Source organism: Ruegeria sp. CDSC085 (assembly GCF_059610465.1).
In genome coordinates this window covers 22,517-41,694 of sequence record NZ_JBXWNR010000002.1, presented here as the reverse complement: position 1 = coordinate 41,694, position 19,178 = coordinate 22,517, and the positions used below count along the sequence as shown (strand labels likewise).

The window sequence follows — 19,178 nt, the reverse complement described above, 5'->3', positions numbered from 1 at the left end:
ATGGTTAAACTCGCCGCAGCTTCAATTTTTCTCGCAATCGCATCAACCACCGCTCTGGCATATTCGGGACCGCAAAGTCTCTACTTGGAGTTGGAATGCACGATCTTTGAAAAATGCGACCACCAATTTCTGTGCAAAAAGACCAATGAATCAACCAGTATAACCTACACTTTTCTGGTTTATGATTTAGAAGACATCGACCCAATCGATAGACAGGCGCTATCTTTTCTTGATTGGCAAGAAGAAACGGTTTGGGTGGACTTCATTAATCCGAAAGCGGGCAAACTTCCTCTCCCCGTTTGGTACGCCGCAGATTTGGAGTACGCGCCCGAAGTTACCTTTCGTTTGCAAGATTGGTTGGCTGGAGCGCAGTCCTCCCCATACGGCATAAGTTGGTTTGCCTTTGTTGTTACAAGCGACTTGTACGAGGTTGGTAATAGCAGAGCCAATTCAGACAGGAGGGATGATCTGCCGTTTGAAGTTTCCGTCTACAGGAAACTCAACGGAAAATACGCCATCCAAAACCTAAACTGTGACTCCGGTTGGTATTAGATATGGACTTCCTCAACGCCATTGTGGCGCTTTCCAACATCATCCTTGTTCCCGGAGTTTTCTGAAGTCGATTAAATACTTTATCCGAAGTTACCCGAAATTTCCCTACCATCCCAAGATTTCCACGCGTCGGCTGCAATCCGGTCACATTGTGCGTTTAGCGCCGGTCGCTGTGAAGGAAACGGTTTCCCGGTCAAACAAATCAAGTTCCGTGAAATCAAGCGAACCTTCTGAATAAAAACTCTGTTCAGGACCCAAAAATGAAAAAATGGATGTGTGTGGCCATTGCCACCTTGTGCGCGACCGCCGCAACTGCGGAAGAACGTCACTTTGTCTGCGTGTCGGACCGCGACGGCAGTGAAGTGCGCCTAAATCGGGCACCGGAAGGAGACAAAGGCAACATCGAAACTGCAAGTGTTTCTGGCGACGCGATGGTGTTCAAAGGCGTTGGCAACATGACGTTTGTCCATATTGAAGGCGAAGATGTCATGACCTTTGTCGTGCATTATGACGACATGTCCTTTGACCTCTCGGTCAAGGGTCCCCACGCGGGAACCGATCACGGCACCTGCACCGAGACGGACGCCTGACCCCCCCTTCGGACCATCTCGACCACGCACCGGAATTGGCCGGTGCGTGACTGAGCCAGACTACAACTGAAAAGTCTGGCCTGCTTCCGTGTTTCCCGTGGATATTTTTCGCAACCAGCAGAAAAATATGACGCAAAACCGCGCGGGAAACATTGTGCCTGCGCGGACCGTCATGCCATAAGACCGCACCCGGACAGTGAGAAGAAATAATGGATCTACTCAACGCGCTTGTTGCGCTTGCGAATTTTGTGTTGGTGCCTGCGGTCGCTTATGGCAGCCAACTGGCGTTGGGCGCGCTTGGCGTGACCCTGATCTACGGAATCCTGCGGTTTTCGAACTTTGCCCATGGCGACACCATGGCCTTTGGCGCGATGATCGCCGTGCTTGTCACATGGGCGTTGCAGGCCGCCGGGATCAGCTTTGGACCGTTGCCGACCGCCCTGCTCGCCCTGCCCTTTGCCATCCTGGGCTGTATCGTGCTGGTGCTGATCACCGACAGGCTGGTCTACAAATTCTACCGTGAACAGAAGGCGAAGCCCGTTATTCTGGTGATCGTTTCAATGGGTGTGATGTTCATCATGAACGGCCTTGTCCGGTTTATCATCGGGCCAGACGACCAAAGGTTTTCGGACGGTGCTCGGTTCATTGTGTCGGCGCGCGATTTCAAGGCGATGACCGGTCTGCGCGAGGGGCTGGCCATCAAGACGTCGCAAGGTATCACGGTGATCGTCGCCGTTGTTGCCGTGGCGCTGCTGTTCTGGTTTCTCAACAAAACGCGCACCGGCAAGTCAATGCGGGCCTATTCGGACAACGAGGATCTGGCGCTGCTGTCAGGCATCAACCCGGAACGTGTGGTGATGATCACATGGATTATCGTGGCCGCGCTGGCGACGACTGCTGGTGTTCTCTATGGGCTGGACAAGAGCTTCAAACCCTTCGTGTATTTCCAACTTCTGCTTCCGATTTTTGCCTCGGCCATCGTGGGTGGTTTGGGGAACCCACTGGGCGCCATTGCAGGCGGGTTTATCATCGCGTTTTCAGAAGTGACAATCACGTACGCCTGGAAGAAAGTCCTGACCTATCTTGCGCCTGAAAACCTTGAACCGTCAGGTTTGGTGCAACTTCTCTCGACCGATTACAAATTCGCCGTCAGCTTTGTCATCCTGCTGATAGTGCTTCTGTTCAAGCCCACGGGCCTTTTCAAGGGGAAAGCAGTATGACCGACGCTGTCAATAATACGCTGCTCTTCGCAATTGTCGGCGGCTTGATCCTGTTGACCGGCTTTACGCAAAGCTGGAACACCGCGATCCTGATCCTGAATATGGGGCTGATTTCCGCAATCATGGCGATCGGTGTAAACCTGCAATGGGGATTTGCTGGTCTGTTCAACGTGGGCGTCATGGGCTTTGTCGCGCTGGGCGGACTGGCCGTTGTTCTGGTCTCGACACCACCCACCCCCGGTGCGTGGACTGCGGGCGGCTATGGAATCGTCCTGGCTTTGCTGCTGGGTGCCGCAACAGTGGTGGCGGCTGTTCTAGTGGCAACGAGAATACCGAAAGGTCGAGTGCAAACCCTCACCATCATCGCAGTTTTGGTCGTCGGCTTTTTCGTCTATCGCGCGGTTTTCGACCCCAGCATTTCAGCGGTCGAGGCAATCGACCCGGCGATTTCCGGCAATATCGGCGGTCTTAACCTACCTGTTCTGCTGGCCTGGCCCGCGGGCGGTTTGCTGGCGGCGGGCGCTGCGTGGCTGATCGGTAAAACGGCGCTGGGCCTTCGTTCGGATTATCTGGCGATTGCCACTTTGGGTATCGCGGAAATCATAATTGCAGTCATGAAAAACGAAGACTGGCTGGCCCGGGGCGTCAAGAATGTCTATGGCATCCCACGCCCGTCCCCGGTAGTGGGCTACGAAGTGGACTTGCAGAATGACCCGGCCTTTCTTGCCCGGGCCGAATGGCTCGGGTTGGATCCCGTTACCGCGTCAACGCTAACGGTCAAACTCGGTTATTCTCTGCTGTTCATGATTGTACTTCTGGTGCTGCTCTGGATGGCTCAGATGGCGCTGAAAAGCCCGTGGGGCCGCATGATGCGCGCAATCCGTGACAATGAAGTGGCGGCCGAGGCCATGGGCAAGGATGTTACCCGTCGTCATCTGCAAATCTTCGTGCTGGGGTCAGCGGTTTGCGGTGTTGCGGGTGCAATGATGACCACGCTGGACGGCCAGTTGACGCCAAGCGCTTACCAACCGCTGCGCTTTACCTTTCTGGTCTGGGTGATGGTGATCGTTGGTGGATCCGGCAACAATTTCGGGGCTGTTCTAGGCGCATTCCTGATCTGGTTCCTGTGGGTTCAGGTGGAACCGATCGGGTTGTGGCTGATGAATGTCATTACCGCAGGCATGCCGGATGGAAGCGCATTGAAAACCCACCTTTTGGACAGCGCCGCACATATGCGTCTGTTTACGATGGGCCTGATCCTGTTGATTGTTCTCAGATTCAGTCCAAGAGGGCTGATCCCCGAGAAATAGGCCACTTCCACCTTCAATAGGCGAAACCGTGCCTTTCATCCGGCACGGTTTCTTGATTCTTAACAATTTTCTGAATAAACGGACCCACCGCAGTGTTTTCTTTTTCGCGGTATGTTGCCGGCGCTCACACCCGTCTACGCCGATCTGTAACGATCATTCACACTTGTTGAAAAGAGTTAGAAATGAAAGCACCACGCCTCAAGACACTTGTTCTGTTTCCGGTTATTGCCGTTGCAACAGCCGCCTGTATTCCCACTCCAGAAGAACTGGAGACGACACCTGTCAAGGTCCAGACACCCAAAGGTGTCGTAACCTGTCAGTTGTACCGCCAAGATCGGGTGACCTGGGATCGTGCAATTGATTACCCGGCCACAAAAATGTCTGTTCCCGAAGCGGATGCCTATTGCCGTCAGGAAGGTCAGCGCCGCTTGAAATAAACATTGCGGCGCCCGCGATGGGCGCCGTTCCGTCATTTATTTCGGAACAAACCGCCAAGAATACCGCGCACGATCCGACGTCCGGTCGTTCCCTTCAGTTCCTTGATCACCGCGTCGGTCATCGCCGATGCAAAGGTATCTTTGCGGCGTTGCACCCGGGAAGAGGACCTGCCAACCCGGCTTCCCGAGTATCTGCGTGCCGAAGCATACTCCCGCTCCATCGGTGACTGCGTTTCCAGAACCTCTTCGGCCTCTGCCTGTTCAGCTGCCCTGGCGGCTGCCTCTGCCCGGGCTTGCAGGATTTCAAAAGCCGACTTTCGGTCTATTCCCTTGTCATATTTTGTCGCCATCGAGGAGGCACCGAGAATGGCCCGACGCTCGGCATCAGAGATCGGCCCCAACTGAGACCCCGGTGGGCGAATCAGTGTGCGTTCGACGATTCCGGGAACCCCTTTTTTCTGAAGCATTGACGTTACCGCCTCACCGACGCCTACCTCCCGGATTGCGACTTCGGTGTCGAAGGCCGGATTCTCACGATATGTTTCGGCCGCCAGGCGCAGGTTCTTTCGGTCACGCGCCGTGAACGCTCGCAAAGCGTGCTGAACGCGATTGCCTAACTGCCCCAGAATATCCTCGGGTATATCGGCGGGGTTCTGAGTTATGAAATAAACCCCCACCCCTTTGGAACGGATCAGCCGGGCAACCTGCTCGACCTTGTCCACCAACACTTTTGGAGCGCCATCAAACAGCAGATGTGCCTCATCAAAAAAGAACACCAGCTTGGGTTTTTCAGGATCACCGACTTCGGGTAGTTCCTCAAACAATTCACTCAGCAGCCACAGCAGGAACGTTGCATACAACCTTGGCGAGGCCATCAGCTTGTCCGAGGCAAGGATGTTCACCATCCCCTGCCCGCTTTCATCGGTGCGCATCAAATCGGACAGATCAAGCGCGGGTTCGCCAAACAGCTTTGTTCCGCCCTGATTTTCCAATACCAGCAAACGCCGCTGGATGGCACCGATCGAAGATGTCGAAACATTGCCGTATCGTAATGAAAGCTGGGTCCTGTTCTCTCCGATCCAGACCAACAATGCCTGAAGATCCTTGAGATCCAGAAGCGGCATTCCCTCTTCATCAGCCACCCGGAACGCGATATTCAAAATGCCTTCCTGTGCTTCGCTCAATTCCATCAACCGGGACAGCAGCAAGGGCCCCATTTCGGTTACCGTCGTCCGCACCGGATGGCCCTGTTCACCAAAGAGATCCCAGAACGTAACCGGGCAGGCAGAATAGGAAAAATCGTCAAATCCAATGCGGCCGGCACGGTCCAAAAACGCCTGATGCAATTTCTGCGTATCGCTTCCGGGCAAAGCCAGACCCGACAAATCACCTTTGACATCGGACAAAAATACCGGAACCCCGGCTTGGGAAAACCCTTCCGCCAGGATTTGCAACGTTACAGTCTTACCGGTCCCGGTCGCACCGGCAATCAGCCCGTGGCGGTTCGCATATTTCAGCGCCAGTTCCTGCGGCAGGCCATAGCCTTCGCCACCGCCGCCCAAAAAAATATTATTGCCCATTAACACTGCCTTATATTTCACCGATCCGTCACCAGCATACAAAGTTAACCTTTGACTGCGATAGTCAATTTGCCCTGCGTTTGTTTCCTTCACGTGGGGCAGATTTCCTCCCTGTCGACTGGCCGTGCCTTCGGGCACGGCTTTTTTGTCAGTCCAGGAAAGGTTTTAAAGTTCTGACGGACAGATTAAAATTTGAGGATAGCTGTTGACCCGTCAACGCCCCTTTCGTAGGGTTTGCGCATAAATAAGTCGGCCAGTCCGACGGGGAGAACCTTTTGGGAAAGAGAGCTGGCAAATACAGCTCTCTTTTTCTGGTTCAGGACAGTTCGGTTTCGATGATCTGGCAACAATCCGTTCACGTTCGGACAAGCTTTTCTGTTAGTGCCTGACACCAGTTCAGAAGAGTGTTAAACGAGGCAAAAAGCTCAATCATCAAATCGAGGCATTCATGACTAAGAAAATCCTCTCGCTTAGTACAGTAGCGGCAGTTCTGCTATGTGGTGCGGTATATGCGCAGGAAACAACGACTTCTGAACCGGATGCCGGGCTCGATCTGGGTCAGGAAGGACCGCGCCCCGGAGAACAGTTCGTCAAGGAAGAGTTCGGAGATTGGGACGTGTCCTGCATCAAGGCGCAGGAAGGTGAAGACCCGTGCGCCATCGTTCAGATACTGAAGGGCAATCAAGGCGATCCGATTGCAGAAGTGTCGATCGGGAAACTGCCCGAAGGCGGCGCGGCAGTTGCATGGGCCAACGTGATTGTTCCTTTGGAAACACTGCTGCAAGCACAGCTCGCCCTGTCCATCGATGGTGCGCCCCGCAAGCTGTATAACTATCACCATTGCTTGCCTGTTGGCTGCGTCGCTCAACTGGGCCTGAGCCAGGGCGACATCGAAGCAATGAAATCTGGCACCAAGGCAGTCTTCTCGTTGGTACCGGCCCGATTCCCGGACCAGGTTCTGGAAATGGAAATGTCGTTGTCCGGCTTTACGTCCGGCTTTGATTCCCTGACCGTCAACGGGAACTAAGAGCGCGTTTCGAATATGCCGCCGCATCCTATGCGGCGGCGCTGCGCGGACTAAATCCGCTTCAGCGCTAAAACCGCATTCAGTCCGCCAAAGGCAAACGCATTGCTGAGTGCGACGTCAACTTTGGCTTCCCGAGCTTCGTTCGGCACAACATCAAGCGCGCATTCCGGATCGGGTTCCTCGTATCCGATGGTGGGTGCGATCACACCATCCCGTAGCGCCATGATACAGGCCAACAGCTCCACCGCACCGGTTCCTCCGATCAGATGGCCATGCATGGATTTGGTCGACGATATCATCAGATCGTCGGCATGGGGTCCAAATACATCTGCCACTGCGGCACACTCAGTTTTGTCATTCGCTGCCGTTCCGGTGCCATGCGCGTTGATGTAGCAGACATCGCAGGCATTCAAGCTGGCATCGGCCAAGGCACCTGACATGGCCCGCGAAGCCCCTTGTTTGCTGGGCATCACGATATCGGCCGCGTCTGACGACATAGCGAAACCGACGACTTCGCACATTATCTCGGCGCCCCGGGCACGGGCGTGTTCGTATTCCTCGAAAACAAAGATACCGGCCCCTTCCCCTTGTACCATCCCGTTGCGGTTGGCACTGAACGGTCGGCACGCATCCTTCGACATCACGCGCAGCCCTTCCCAGGCTTTGACGCCACCGAAACACAACATGGATTCGGACCCGCCTGTGACCATGACCGGTGCAATACCGCTGCGGACCATCTGAAAGGCCTGAGCCATGGCATGGTTCGAAGATGCACAGGCGGTCGACACGGTGAAGCTGGGACCCTTGAGGTTGTGTTCCATGGAAACATGGCTGGCCGCCGCGTTGTTCATGAGTTTGGGAACAACAAAAGGGTGTACCCTGTTCTTGCCATCCTCATAGACCGATCGGTAATTGTCGTCCCAGGTCGACACACCACCACCGGCAGTCCCCAGGACAACACCTGACTTTGCAGCAAGCTCTCCGTGAAACTCGATGCCAGACTGATCTATAGCCTCTTTGGCAGCGGTCAGTGTGAACTGAGTGAACCGGTCATACAGCGACATCTGTTGACGGTTGAACCGCCCTTCGGCCTCAAAGTCACGAACCTGCCCGCCGATCTTGATGGCCAACCGGTCAACGTCCCGGAATTCCAGTTCCGAGATCCCACAGCGACCTTCCCGCATGGCTTCCAGCGTGTCAGGAACCGAATGGCCCAGTGAATTGATCGTACCTGCGCCGGTAATGACAACACGTTTCATGAGCGTTTGTCAGACCTTTTCCGACACGAGCTTTTCGATCCCGGCAATGATCGCAGCAACATTCGAGATATCAAAATCGTTGGCTTCGGGTTCGTTGGCATTGAAAGGAATAGAGATGTCGAACTCTTCCTCGATCGCGAAGATGCTTTCGACCAGACCAAGGCTGTCGATACCCAGATCCTCCAGCGTGCTTTCGGGCGTCACGTCCGATGGCTCCAGCACGGCCTGCTCTGCAATGATTGCGATGACGCGGTCGCTGATGCTCATGTCGATCCCCTGATTTTCAGTTTGACGATGATTTAATCGCTTGGGGTCTGTTTGAAAACAGCCTTTTTCAATGCCTCAACGTCGCGTGCCATGCGGGGCAGTCGTCGCTGCGCCTTGTAGACATCTGTATGAGTCTCCATTTTGATGCCTGGATACCCCATGATTACGCGACCGGCCGGAACATTTGACAGAATCTTTGTGCCCCCGCCTGAGATGACGCCATCCCCTATGAAAATATTGTCAACCACTCCGGTCTGTCCGCCCAGAACGACGTTGTTGCCAATCTCAACCGAACCGGACACGCCCGTCTGACCGCACAACAGACAATCCTGCCCGACGCGGGTGTTGTGCCCGACATGGACCAGATTATCCAGCTTTGAGCCGTTGCCGATACGCGTGTTGCGGATGGTTCCATTGTCGACGGTGCAATTGGAGCCAACTTCCACATCGTCCCCGATCTCGACCGCGCCCAAAGAGTGGATGCGAAGCCAGTTTTGGGCCTTTGCATCACCCTGATCGCCTAACGTTTTGCGGGCGTTCTCAGCGCCGGAGACCTCGGGTGTCACAAAACTGAATCCGTCACCGCCAATCCTTGCTCCAGGTTGCGCAATAAACCGATCCCCGATTTGAGCGCGCGCGCCAATGCTGACCATTTCACGCAAAAAAGCCCGTTCGCCCAGTACGGCGTCGATACCCACCACACAGTGCGCCCCGATTATCGAGCCCGAGCCTATTCGCGCCCGCGCGCCAACAACAGTCAGCGGTCCAATCGCCACATCTGATCCAATTTCAGCCGTTGGATCGATCACTGCGGAAGGGTGAATGCCCGGTTCAACCCCTTGCCCGCGATCCAGCATCGCGGTGATCCCGGCCATTGCCATGCGCGGACGTTTCACGAAAACGGCCGCTCGCAAACCCATGGCCCGCCAGTCCGCACCTTCCCAGAGAACGGCGGCGCGTGCTTCCCCGTTCGAAAGCGCCTCGGCATATTTCGGGGACATGGCCATCGCCAGATCGGTTGGTCCGGCATCGCCCGGTTCGGCCGCCCGCACGATCGTCAGGCCACCATCACCTTGGCACTCGGCACCCAAAGCGTCGGCGATTTGCTGAATGGTAAACTGCATCACGGGCTTCCTTTTGGCAGGATTTGCCCTGTGCTTAACCCTGAATGTCCGGCAGGGCCACCCCTGCCTTTTGCAGGGCCTCCCAAGTCTTGCTGTCCCTGCCATAGACATCACGGCGATACTGCACGTCGCCTTTTGGTCCGACATAGGCTGTTCGATAAATCAAGTGCACCGGAACTTTTTGTTCCAAATCGACCTTGGTTTCCTTCCCAGTGTTCAGAACGCGATGGAAGAAGGCCTTGGGATCCTCTTCCTGTTTGGCCAGCAATGCATAGGCAAATTCGAAGGGCTGAGCCAGCCGGATGCAGCCGTGCGAGAACGCACGCACCTCACGCGAAAACAGACTTTTCTGAGGCGTATCATGCAGATAAATGTTGTGCTTATTGGGGAACATGAACTTGACCAGCCCCAAAGCATTGCTTTTGCTGGGTGGCTGACGCATCGCAAAAGGAAAGCTCCGAGCAGTGAACTGATTGAAATCAACAGCCCCGCGATTGACCTGCCGCCCCCTGCTGTCAGTAATCTGAATATGACCGACCGCATTGGGATTCGCTTTCAGCTTGGGCAGATATTCCTTGGTGATGATCGAGCGTGGAACATACCAGCTGGGGTTTATCACCATATGCTCCATCACATCCGAGAACTCCGGGCTGCGGCGATCATGTGTGTTTTTGCCGATCACCGCACGGGTTTCAAAGGTGACTTGCCCGTCGTCTACGATCTTTGCCGAAAAATCGGTCTGGTTGACAAGAATATGACGTACGCCGCGATCCCGAGGCAACCAGCGTTCCCGCTCCAGAGCAACGTATACAGCCTTGAGCCGATCCGAAGCAGGTCGGTTCACCTCGGTAATCGTACCATTGCCTGCAACGCCATCGGGTTCTAACCCATGCGCGGTTTGAAAAGCTCTAACGCCTTCCAGAAGCGCCGCGTCGAAAGACGGGCTGGCCGAGGGCTTCATATAGCCCATTGACACCAACCGATTGCGAAGCTTCACGACATTGGGTCCTGTGTCGCCGTATTCCAACTTGCTTACGGGTACAGTCGCCCCCCAACCGCCCTGATCTATCAAGGTTTGCAGCGTGAGCTTTTGCTTCATCAGGGCCCGGTATTGACGCGTCTGAGGTGCCAGCTGCGCAATATACGCGGTGCCATGGGTGTTTAGTCCGTTCAGATGTTCGGCTGCGCTGAGTCGATCCACCGACCGAACAAGCCCGTCGTCGACACTGCCGGGCCGAACAGCACCTGAGTACAATGCGTCGGCGAATTCCACGAAAACCCGACTCAGTTCCGCTTCAACTTCCCCAAGGTCGCGCGTCGAGCGTGCACCTTCCATTTTCTGCAGCAAGGATGATACTGTTGCGTCGGCCTGCGGCAGACCGTGCAGGTGAGCATTTGACAGTGCCTGGATCAATGCAGCCCGGCGTTGCATATGCTCATTGGTTTCCCCCACCCATATTGGCGAAAACCCGTTTGTCCGATAGAACTCAGCGATCTGTGATGCCTGCGGTGTGTGTTCTGCTATCGCCATTTGAAACGCCATGCTTGGCGCGGGTTCAGAAGTGGTGTTTGCCACACTGGCTGTGGCCGCAAAACAAGCGGCAAGCAGGATACTGGTACTGGTTCGGAAAACAGAAAACATTGGATGGCCTTGGAATCAATGGCTTGGGTAGGTGATACGTGCGTCGAGCAACTATGGATTTTACTGCGAAGGCTTGTCTATTCACAAATTCCTTACCAAATCGCTTCTGCTTTCGCCTGATGCGCGTTTGCATCGGCCCGGTGGCACAGGGTCCACAGCTGCAAAATTTCTGTGCCTAGCTGTGACATTTGCGCAAAAAGCTGCCGAAAATTCCCCCTTGAAAAGGTAACTGTGAAACACTTCTTGGCCGCCGAATCCGATTGTGTCATAAATTCCGCATCCGGGATGGGAAAAAATTAAGACAGTGCACGTAACATCGTGTGCAGGCAGGAACAGTACGGGACGACCAAAATGACCAAGAGCAGTTCCTCGGGCTTGACCCGACGTGCCCTATTGGGTGCGTTTGCAGCAACCGCAGTTGCAGCAGCACCCACATACTCCAATGCAGCAGGCTTTTTGCGCGGTGGCGGCGATATTCGTCGCATACGTATGTATTCCGGTCGCACGGGCGAACGGTTGGACATGATTTATTGGGTCGATGGTAAGTATATCAAGGACGCTGTCAAAGAAGTGCATCACTTCATGCGTGATTGGCGTACAGATCAGGTAAAATCCATCGATTTACGCGCGATTGATATCATGGCGGCATCACACAACCTGCTGGATGTCAGTGAACCTTACATGTTGCTGTCGGGCTATCGTTCTCCACAGACCAACGCCATGCTCCGTTCCAGATCTCGCGGTGTTGCCCGGAAATCGCTTCATATGCAGGGACAAGCAGCAGACTTGCGTCTGGCGTCCCGTTCTGTTTCGCAGATGGCAAAGGCCGCTATGTCATGCAGGGCTGGCGGAGTTGGTCAATACTACGGATCCAATTTCGTGCATATGGACTGCGGTGTCGTGCGCACCTGGCGTGGTTAAGACGCAAGCCTTACGGTTTCAGTGCACCCGACAACATATGTAACTGGTTGACCGTCATACCAGTTACATACCTGCGTCGCCTCCTCCGCCAACGTCGCCGCCTCCGGATCCGCTGCTGGATGCTGTTTCCGCAGTCGAACTGCTGCTCTCGTGCGTCTTCTCGTCATCGACATGAGAGTTGGCTTTGGAGTCTGATATTTTTTCGCTTTCTGAGTCATCATCACTATCCCAATCCTCGTCAGTAAGTCTGCCGAGGATCAGTGCAATTATTACTCCAAGTACAAGCCAACTTATGACGCTTAAGATTGAAAAACCCGAAATAAAGTAACAGCCCAAAATCGCTAGAACCAGCACTTTGATTATGAACGTCTTATTTGAAAAGATCACTTGCACGTTCTTTCCTCCATTCAAAGCGGACGCGATCCAGCCTCGTCCGGAAAGTGTACATCAAAAACCACGGGTAGAGAGGTCTATGCCGAGGAATAAGCGTCAATGATTGTTCCGCGCATGGTGCAAGACAGGACATGCAAGATAATTGGAGTTGCTCAAGCGACCAAGGAGATCTCGCACCTGAGCGGAGAAAGAACGATCGCCCTGATCGTGACGCTTGCGGACTGGGATCGCAATCTCACGCCACATGACCTTGTTGGTGGAAGGTGCCTCGACGAAGTGTCCGAACAACAATATCAACAACTTAAGTCGCTCAAACACCTTGAGCTTTGCTGAGAGGTGCGAAAGGGATTGTGACCTTGCCCCCCGAAATCCCCAGAGCACTATCCTCCACTCACAGCCATACGGCTTTAATGGCGCAGCCCGAGACCAAAAGGAAATACCTAATGACCCAGTGTTCTTTGCTTCCAGAGCGCAACGCGCCGTTCATCACGTTCTTCATACTCAGCAATGGCCTGGGCAATATCCCTATCCGTGATTTTCTCTTGCTCTGACCCAAGGTCCGTCATGCGCATAGTGAACCACGCGGTCATCCCACCTGGCGGCAAGGTGGCAAAGCGAGGAAAGGCGGGAGCGTTCTTTCCCGCCCGCCACGTGGTTGGCAGGGATGGATCAATGACAAAACCCCTGGCCAAACCCACTGCATCCACGTCCCCGGAAAGGACCGCGGATTCAGCTTCTTCGCGGCGCTTGAACCCTCCCGTAGCCATAAGCGGGACCGATGTCAGTTGACGTGCGGCGCGGGTAAATTCGACAAAGTAAGGACCCTGACTCATGCGCTCCGAACTCGGCGGAGCACCGGGGAAATAGGTGCCTCCGCTGATATCCAAAAGGTCAGCCCCCTTCCCTTCAAGAGCGGCCACGACTACGAGCGCATCTTGTTCTGTCAGACCACCGGCAAGCTGATCCGTCGCGTTCAGCTTTACCGCAACCACAAAATCAGGCGGGACCGCCGCACGAACAGCCTCGACCGTTTCGATGAGCAATCTCATCCGTGCATGTATCGAACCACCATAGGCATCTGTTCGTTGATTGAAGAGCGGGGACAGGAACTGGCTCAGAAGAAACCCGTGTGCGGCATGAATTTGCACACCGCCAAATCCTAAATCCGCTGCACGGCGCGCCGTATTGGCAAAACACGCGGGAACGGTCGCGATTTCGGCACGTGACATGGCTTCACTGCGGAAGTCAGGGAATTCCATCGCACTTGGCCCCTTGGGGGTACTGATTGGCAGATGGGCCAGTGCCCCGGCATGCCCAAGCTGTAACCAAAGCTGCGCGTTGTTTGCCGATCCTCGTCGGGCTAGCTCACGAAATGCCGCCATATTGGCGTTGTCATCCAGAACCAGATTTCCGGGCTTTTCTGGGTATCGCGGATCACCCTGGACCTCTCCTACAATCGACGCTGCCAGCCCGCCTTCTGCCCAACGTTCATAAAGTCGAATTTGCGTGGGCGTCGGGTTGCCCTGGCCATCCCCCAGCGAATCCGACATCGCAGATTTGATGATCCGGTTCTTCAGCACTTGGCCGTTCGGCAGGGCCAACGGTGTGAAGAGAGTTGGGGGCGAAGTGGCGTGCAAGGCAGGTCTCCTCAGGCTTTTCTGTCCTTATCTGAGATAGTTTGGATGACTTGTATTGATAATCGGGTAATCTGGATCAAATCTTGATCGTTTTTGGAATAGATGTCACAAAAGACCGAGCTGGAAATCCTGTTGGCTGTTGTTGATCATGGCAGCTTTTCTGCCGCAGCCAGAGCGTTGGGATACACACCTTCTGCCGTTGGCAAGAGGGTCCACCAACTGGAGCAGCGGTTGAATGTGCCGCTTCTGGTCCGCACGACCCGACGGATGACTCTGACTGAAGCAGGTCGGAGATATGCAGAGGAAGCACGTGACCTGATTGCCCGCCTGACAGCACTGGAAGAGGATATCTCAGATGATGCTTCCACGTTGCGCGGTACGGTACGCCTGACAAGTTCAGCCGCGCTTGGGCGACGGTTTGTAGTGCCCCTTGTGATCGAATTCATGGAACACCACCCGGAGGTCGAGGTTGAGCTGCTGTTGACGGACAAGATCATCGACCTGATCGGCGAAGGCTTTGATCTCTCAATCCGAACAGGGATATTGCCGGACTCGTCGCTCGTCTCACGAAAACTTATGAACAACCCACGCATTCTGTGTGCGGCGCCTTCCTATATTGAACAACACGGCAGTCCCGGAAAGCCCGAGGATCTCACGATCCACAGATGTCTGCGTCTGGGGCAGGAAAGGCAGCTTTCAGATTGGGGATTTGCTCAGCCACAGGGCGGAAACGCGCGGCTTGGATCGGGCTTTTCATGCAACAACCTGGAAGCGCTCCATGCGGCGTGTATATCGGGGCGCGGCATTGCATGGCTGCCTGAGTTCCTCACCGCGAGCGATATCAACAAGGGACGCCTTCTTCCATTGCTGAAGGAATACGCATGTCCGGATGCTGGTGGTGGTGTGTTCCTTCTGCGCCCTGAAACGACATTTCTACCGCAACGCATTCGCACCTTGATTGACTTCTTTGCAGACCGGTTCAACAAGATGAGACGCGATTGAACAGGGAAAGACTTGAGCACTGAGTTGGGTGCACGACCATTCTCAAACATGGGAAGAAGGCACAACACTGAAACCTAAAGGTTCGTCGACGTTGAAACCTCCCTTTTGACAGCAACTCAAAGGAGGAGAAACGTCGTGGAACTCCACAAGGCCCCGAAATCACACCCGATTGTTCCTGAAAACCGTCCGAACTCAAGTGGTTGCGGGCGAACTGATGGTACCAAAGTTGAACGGAACCAAAATGAAGTCAAAGGAATCTGAGCTGAAATGAGTTTCTCGCCCTCACAGCTATTCTGCCGAGATCATTTAAAAATGTGATTGATTTTTGGCGCACCTGAGATGGCTCTCGTGCAAATCAAACCATCTCTAAACCTCTAATTTTGTTAAATAAGCCAGCCGCAAAGTGTGACGCAAGTGGTACTCATGTGGTACAGAATGTGTCAAGAAGATAAATTGGGGCGATGGCAAATACCGTCACTGGAACATCATCTGAATAGCCCCTTTCTATTGGGGCTCTTCACTCGATTTGGTGGTTTTTCCCTTTCGACCACGCAAGCGATCAACCAACGCCGTAAGTTGGTACCGCGCCTTTAGAATTTCTTTCGCAAGTTCAATCGAAATCTCGGCTTCATTTTTGCCTATATCAGTATAGCTTTTTGCTGTTATGTGAGCCGCATCGTTACCAAGCGCCTTTAACTCCGTCATCGCTTCAAATAGCTCGTCCGGTAAAATCACTTTTGTCTTCAGCGCTTCAAGACGATCATGTAGGTTCCGCCCTTTAGCATTACTATCTTCACAAATCTCCTCAAGCAGGCGGCGAACCATCATTGCGGATGCACGATATGCGCCTACTGAGTGGCATGAGATTGCTTCTTCTAGTGTCTCTAAGAGGTTATTTTTTAAATTTTGTCCGTCGAAATCTAAAAGCTCAGGAGGAAATATTCGGCTCCCACCATGAATAACTGACACGGAAAAGACTATACGTCTGCACTTAATGTTTGGGCAAATTCTGATAGCGCCATTAAGAGTTTGGGTCACCCCATTTCGCTGACGTTTACCGTCCGAATTTGTGGATATCCAGTAACCCTTTTTTTGCCAAGAAATTCCGCGCGTCACTGTTTGGAATGTACCGACGTGCTTGCAATGAGGGCATCTAACCGAAATTGGCGGACATTTATTGCTATCAATCTCTGTAAACGAATGATCTGCTTCAAAAATATTTGGATTATCGTAAACTACTTCAGTCATATCTTACATCCTTGTGCGCCGGTCATACAAAACACGTAACTCAGTAGATGCAAGCACTCTGTCAATCAGATGCACCTTGAGATTTCGTATTTTAGTTGCACTGCCAAGGACTTAACGGCGGCAATTGATGCGGAACTGATTGCTGTCAAGGCTGAGTTGGAGCACGGGCAGTTCAAGCTGTGGGTCGAACAAAATTGCACATTTGCCTACTGAGGGCCTCTGAATACATGCGGTTAGCTCGGACGAAAAGTGCGGAGCGCCGCACATTTGATGCCTGCTCATCCATCCGTGAAATCCTCGTAATCGGTAAGACCAAGAAGGCATCTGTGACTGCCATCCGTGATGTACCTAACGATGCCGATGAAGGATGATGCCGAAGCTGAAGGAAGTGGTCGAACACCCAACAACGGATGAGGGTACACGCCTTAACGCCTCTATTAATCGGATGCAAATAAGCCTTGAACCCAGCTTACTCCTTGTTTTGGTTGCAGAATGCGACGTACTTCTTGATTAATATAACACCTTCATCGACGTCGGCCGGATGTCCGATGTAGATGTTTGTGTATCTATCTCTAGTTTCGCTCCAGTTTTGCCCATTGTGGAAACGGTTGAGGAAAGTATGTCCACGTTTGGAGGTCAACTGAACTTTCTGCCTATCTACTTCAATCTGTTCCAAATCGACAATTGACAAGTCAATCTCGTTTAGGTTGGTCGTGCCTAGTGCATTGGAATAAAGGTGCCATTCAACGACGCAATTGCTGGGGACCATTTGCAAGTGCATTGGATTGTTGCCAGTTGACCCATCATCGAAGAATATGGAGGTAATGGCCATATAGTCGTTACCGTCAGGGCGCACTGGCTCGGTCGAGATTGTCTTTGATACTTTGTCGAAACACTCAAGCCGATCTGTACTGTCTTCAATGGTTGAGCATTCTTGTGCCTGAACTTGAACAGGGGCAGCACCAAGCAAACCAATCAAAGCACAAACGTGAAATCTAGGTTTCATGAACAATTCCTTAGTGGGTGTGAGTAAACTAACTGGGTACAACGAGAGTAAACTGCCACCTGTGCATGAAACTGATCAAGAAAATTGTGACAAACCGTATGGCAATATACTTCGGCTTCCTGAGATACTAACCCCAACTCCATCATTCATTACAAGCTATGGGCACCCACTACCGTCATCACCAGCATTTTTCTCAGTGGATCCTGACACTACCTTACTAGCTCCGTCCGGTACAGCGTCACAGTGCCCTCAGGGACGCCTCAAGTCTCTCGGGGCTGATACCCTTTCGTGATCTACACCGCTTCTTGTGAGCCGCTAGGTGGAGCTCAGAGCTACGCCAAGCAGCGAGGCTAGGGGTCACTACATTTGGTGGCTATAACGGAAGGATGAACATGGTTGCTCCCCACTGCGAGACCCCTTATTGCAGCGATCTGACATCAAATATAACCACTTAGTTTCAACAGCTTACAATTCACCCCAACTATAGCCCTAGGCTCCCCTTAATACTTATATAGGGTGTACCTCAAGGTGTGGTCTGAGTAAGCATGAAGATGCAGACCATCATATTCAGTCATCACCTATCTATGCCTTAGGGTACCCCTTAGGATGATAGTTATCATGAAGACCATCGCCATCATGTTCCTCCACTAAAGATGATGCCTTAGGGTTCTGTGTTTCTCTCCACCATCTTGAACAACCACTCCATTGGTCTTCACCGACAGAGGGCGTCGGGTATTCTGGCAAAAAAATCTGAGTGCCAGAGATAGAATAATCTGCCAAGCGATACCCCCGTTGGGGGTCACTTCAGAACAGCCTTTTTCTACCTGCGGGAAGCTATCTTTTATATATATTTTACAATTGGTTGAAGTTCATTTGGCGCCGCACCATGTTACGGATGCACCGCATCGGTGCTCGGTGCGCATCATTTAGTAAATTGTAATGACCAATGAAAATCATCGATATTCGCTTTGGTCAATTTGACTTGCTCGTCGAACGTAAAACTCGTTCGGGCAACCTTTCGGTGACCCGTGAGGGACCCGTCGAGAAATTCGTTGATGTTGGACGATACGCTATGACCTTTACGAACAACCGAAAGGTTGCCTGAACATCTGCGTCTCATTTGACCGGAGTGTAACAAGACAAGTGCCAACCCCTCAGATACTGTCTCATTTAAGTGTGATTGACATTAAAAATACACTTACTTACTTAACCCTACAAGGTAAATGATACACTCTCGGAGACAGACACATGCTCATCGGCTACGCACGGACGTCCACAGCAGACCAGATCGCAGGCTTTGAGGCCCAGCAGCGCGAGTTGAAAGACCATGGATGTGAAAAGATGTTCGCTGAGCAGGTGAGCAGCGTTAAGCAGCGAGACCAGCTTGAGGCTGCCATAGACTTTGCCCGTGAAGGGGACACTCTGGTGGTCACCAAGCTGGACCGTCTGGCGCGTTCGGTCCCTGACCTCATCGACATCCGCAGGAGGCTTTCGGACAAGGGCGTTGGTCTGCATATCATGAATATGCCCATGATGAACGACAGTGCCACCGCGCAGATGCTTGAGACCATCCTTGGGGCTGTTGCTCAGTTTGAGCGTGAGGTGATGCTTGAGAGACAGCGTGAAGGGATTGCTAAGGCCAAGGCTGATGGGAAGTTCAAAGGACGCCCTGCCATGGATAAGGACAAAGCAGCAGCTATTCGTGAAGCGTTCCAGAGAGGCGATAAGCCGACCCAGATAGCGAAGGACTTTGAGGTCAGCAGAGCGACCGTCTACAGGCTGGCGAAAGAGGTGGCCTAAAAGGCGGATATGTAACCCGCAGGTCCCTTGTTTAGTTGGCTTGGGGGGACCTGAAGCGGTGACTTAAGTGACGCCAGAGGCCGAACTACCCCCACTATTGCACAATACAAGTTTTCGAGATCGACGGGGATTGGTTCTCCCTGTCGTGGAAGTGATGGAGATC

The 19,178-nt window shown here is 53.2% G+C and carries 19 protein-coding genes; 10 read left to right on the top strand and 9 right to left on the bottom strand.

Features of this window, described 5'->3' with window-relative positions:
- From AC2FJB_RS03630 to AC2FJB_RS03610, 5 genes are all read left to right on the top strand, one after another.
- Window positions 1-552 (top strand): hypothetical protein, encoded by a 552-nt coding sequence (locus AC2FJB_RS03630; RefSeq protein ID WP_496717561.1) that lies wholly within the window; start codon window positions 1-3, stop codon window positions 550-552.
- Between the two features lie 260 nt (window positions 553-812).
- Window positions 813-1,142, top strand: coding sequence for a hypothetical protein (locus tag AC2FJB_RS03625; RefSeq protein ID WP_299636797.1), 330 nt, complete (start codon window positions 813-815; stop codon window positions 1,140-1,142).
- A 209-nt stretch (window positions 1,143-1,351) separates the two neighbouring features.
- Window positions 1,352-2,362 carry a branched-chain amino acid ABC transporter permease gene (locus AC2FJB_RS03620; RefSeq protein ID WP_117868945.1) on the top strand — a complete coding sequence of 337 codons (1,011 nt, stop codon included), beginning with the start codon at window positions 1,352-1,354 and terminating at the stop codon, window positions 2,360-2,362.
- A complete protein-coding gene (locus AC2FJB_RS03615; protein ID WP_496717562.1) occupies window positions 2,359-3,672 on the top strand; it encodes a branched-chain amino acid ABC transporter permease in 1,314 nt (437 codons plus the stop codon). The genes AC2FJB_RS03620 and AC2FJB_RS03615 overlap by 4 nt, the downstream gene beginning before the upstream one ends.
- A gap of 182 nt (window positions 3,673-3,854) precedes the next feature.
- Window positions 3,855-4,109 (top strand): hypothetical protein, encoded by a 255-nt coding sequence (locus AC2FJB_RS03610; protein WP_117868943.1) that lies wholly within the window; start codon window positions 3,855-3,857, stop codon window positions 4,107-4,109.
- Between the two features lie 32 nt (window positions 4,110-4,141).
- Here AC2FJB_RS03610 and AC2FJB_RS03605 read toward each other — a convergent pair whose 3' ends face one another.
- On the bottom strand, window positions 4,142-5,689 hold the full coding sequence (locus AC2FJB_RS03605) for a helicase HerA-like domain-containing protein (RefSeq protein ID WP_496717563.1): 1,548 nt from the start codon (window positions 5,687-5,689) through the stop codon (window positions 4,142-4,144).
- A 448-nt stretch (window positions 5,690-6,137) separates the two neighbouring features.
- Between AC2FJB_RS03605 and AC2FJB_RS03600 the strand changes: the two genes are divergently transcribed.
- Window positions 6,138-6,716, top strand: coding sequence for an invasion associated locus B family protein (locus AC2FJB_RS03600; protein WP_496717564.1), 579 nt, complete (start codon window positions 6,138-6,140; stop codon window positions 6,714-6,716).
- A gap of 50 nt (window positions 6,717-6,766) precedes the next feature.
- Here the strand turns inward: AC2FJB_RS03600 and AC2FJB_RS03595 are convergent, their stop codons facing one another.
- From AC2FJB_RS03595 to AC2FJB_RS03580, 4 genes are read right to left on the bottom strand one after another with little or no spacing between them, the layout of a single operon-like run.
- A complete protein-coding gene (locus tag AC2FJB_RS03595; protein WP_117868940.1) occupies window positions 6,767-7,975 on the bottom strand; it encodes a beta-ketoacyl-[acyl-carrier-protein] synthase family protein in 1,209 nt (402 codons plus the stop codon).
- Window positions 7,976-7,984: 9 nt separating this feature from the next.
- Window positions 7,985-8,242, bottom strand: a complete 258-nt coding sequence (locus tag AC2FJB_RS03590) for an acyl carrier protein (RefSeq protein WP_152458003.1) — start codon at window positions 8,240-8,242, stop codon at window positions 7,985-7,987.
- Window positions 8,243-8,274: 32 nt separating this feature from the next.
- Window positions 8,275-9,366: a UDP-3-O-(3-hydroxymyristoyl)glucosamine N-acyltransferase gene (gene lpxD, locus AC2FJB_RS03585; protein WP_496717566.1), complete on the bottom strand. Its 1,092-nt coding sequence runs from the start codon at window positions 9,364-9,366 to the stop codon at window positions 8,275-8,277.
- A 34-nt stretch (window positions 9,367-9,400) separates the two neighbouring features.
- On the bottom strand, window positions 9,401-11,008 hold the full coding sequence (locus AC2FJB_RS03580) for a L,D-transpeptidase family protein (protein WP_496717568.1): 1,608 nt from the start codon (window positions 11,006-11,008) through the stop codon (window positions 9,401-9,403).
- Between the two features lie 351 nt (window positions 11,009-11,359).
- Between AC2FJB_RS03580 and mepK the strand changes: the two genes are divergently transcribed.
- Window positions 11,360-11,929 carry a peptidoglycan L,D-endopeptidase MepK gene (gene mepK / locus AC2FJB_RS03575; RefSeq protein ID WP_117868936.1) on the top strand — a complete coding sequence of 190 codons (570 nt, stop codon included), beginning with the start codon at window positions 11,360-11,362 and terminating at the stop codon, window positions 11,927-11,929.
- A gap of 63 nt (window positions 11,930-11,992) precedes the next feature.
- Here mepK and AC2FJB_RS03570 read toward each other — a convergent pair whose 3' ends face one another.
- Window positions 11,993-12,322 carry a hypothetical protein gene (locus AC2FJB_RS03570; RefSeq protein ID WP_496717569.1) on the bottom strand — a complete coding sequence of 110 codons (330 nt, stop codon included), beginning with the start codon at window positions 12,320-12,322 and terminating at the stop codon, window positions 11,993-11,995.
- A gap of 99 nt (window positions 12,323-12,421) precedes the next feature.
- Between AC2FJB_RS03570 and AC2FJB_RS03565 the strand changes: the two genes are divergently transcribed.
- On the top strand, window positions 12,422-12,655 hold the full coding sequence (locus AC2FJB_RS03565) for a hypothetical protein (protein ID WP_496717570.1): 234 nt from the start codon (window positions 12,422-12,424) through the stop codon (window positions 12,653-12,655).
- A gap of 107 nt (window positions 12,656-12,762) precedes the next feature.
- On the opposite strand, the gene AC2FJB_RS03560 is transcribed toward AC2FJB_RS03565, so the two are convergent.
- A complete protein-coding gene (locus tag AC2FJB_RS03560) occupies window positions 12,763-13,959 on the bottom strand; it encodes an NADH:flavin oxidoreductase/NADH oxidase family protein (protein WP_496717572.1) in 1,197 nt (398 codons plus the stop codon).
- A 102-nt stretch (window positions 13,960-14,061) separates the two neighbouring features.
- On the opposite strand from AC2FJB_RS03560, the gene AC2FJB_RS03555 reads away from it, so the two are divergent.
- The gene (locus AC2FJB_RS03555; protein WP_496717574.1) at window positions 14,062-14,961 is read left to right on the top strand and encodes a LysR family transcriptional regulator; all 900 of its coding nucleotides are present in this window, start codon (window positions 14,062-14,064) and stop codon (window positions 14,959-14,961) included.
- A 504-nt stretch (window positions 14,962-15,465) separates the two neighbouring features.
- Here the strand turns inward: AC2FJB_RS03555 and AC2FJB_RS03550 are convergent.
- Both AC2FJB_RS03550 and AC2FJB_RS03545 read right to left on the bottom strand, forming a co-directional pair.
- Window positions 15,466-16,209 carry a DUF4145 domain-containing protein gene (locus tag AC2FJB_RS03550; protein WP_496717575.1) on the bottom strand — a complete coding sequence of 248 codons (744 nt, stop codon included), beginning with the start codon at window positions 16,207-16,209 and terminating at the stop codon, window positions 15,466-15,468.
- A gap of 469 nt (window positions 16,210-16,678) precedes the next feature.
- Complete coding sequence (locus tag AC2FJB_RS03545; RefSeq protein WP_496717576.1) at window positions 16,679-17,215, bottom strand: hypothetical protein; 537 nt, start codon at window positions 17,213-17,215, stop codon at window positions 16,679-16,681.
- 1,248 nt (window positions 17,216-18,463) lie between these two features.
- Between AC2FJB_RS03545 and AC2FJB_RS03540 the strand changes: the two genes are divergently transcribed.
- Window positions 18,464-19,015, top strand: coding sequence for a recombinase family protein (locus AC2FJB_RS03540; RefSeq protein ID WP_496717578.1), 552 nt, complete (start codon window positions 18,464-18,466; stop codon window positions 19,013-19,015).
- The last annotated feature ends 163 nt before the right edge of the window (window positions 19,016-19,178 follow it).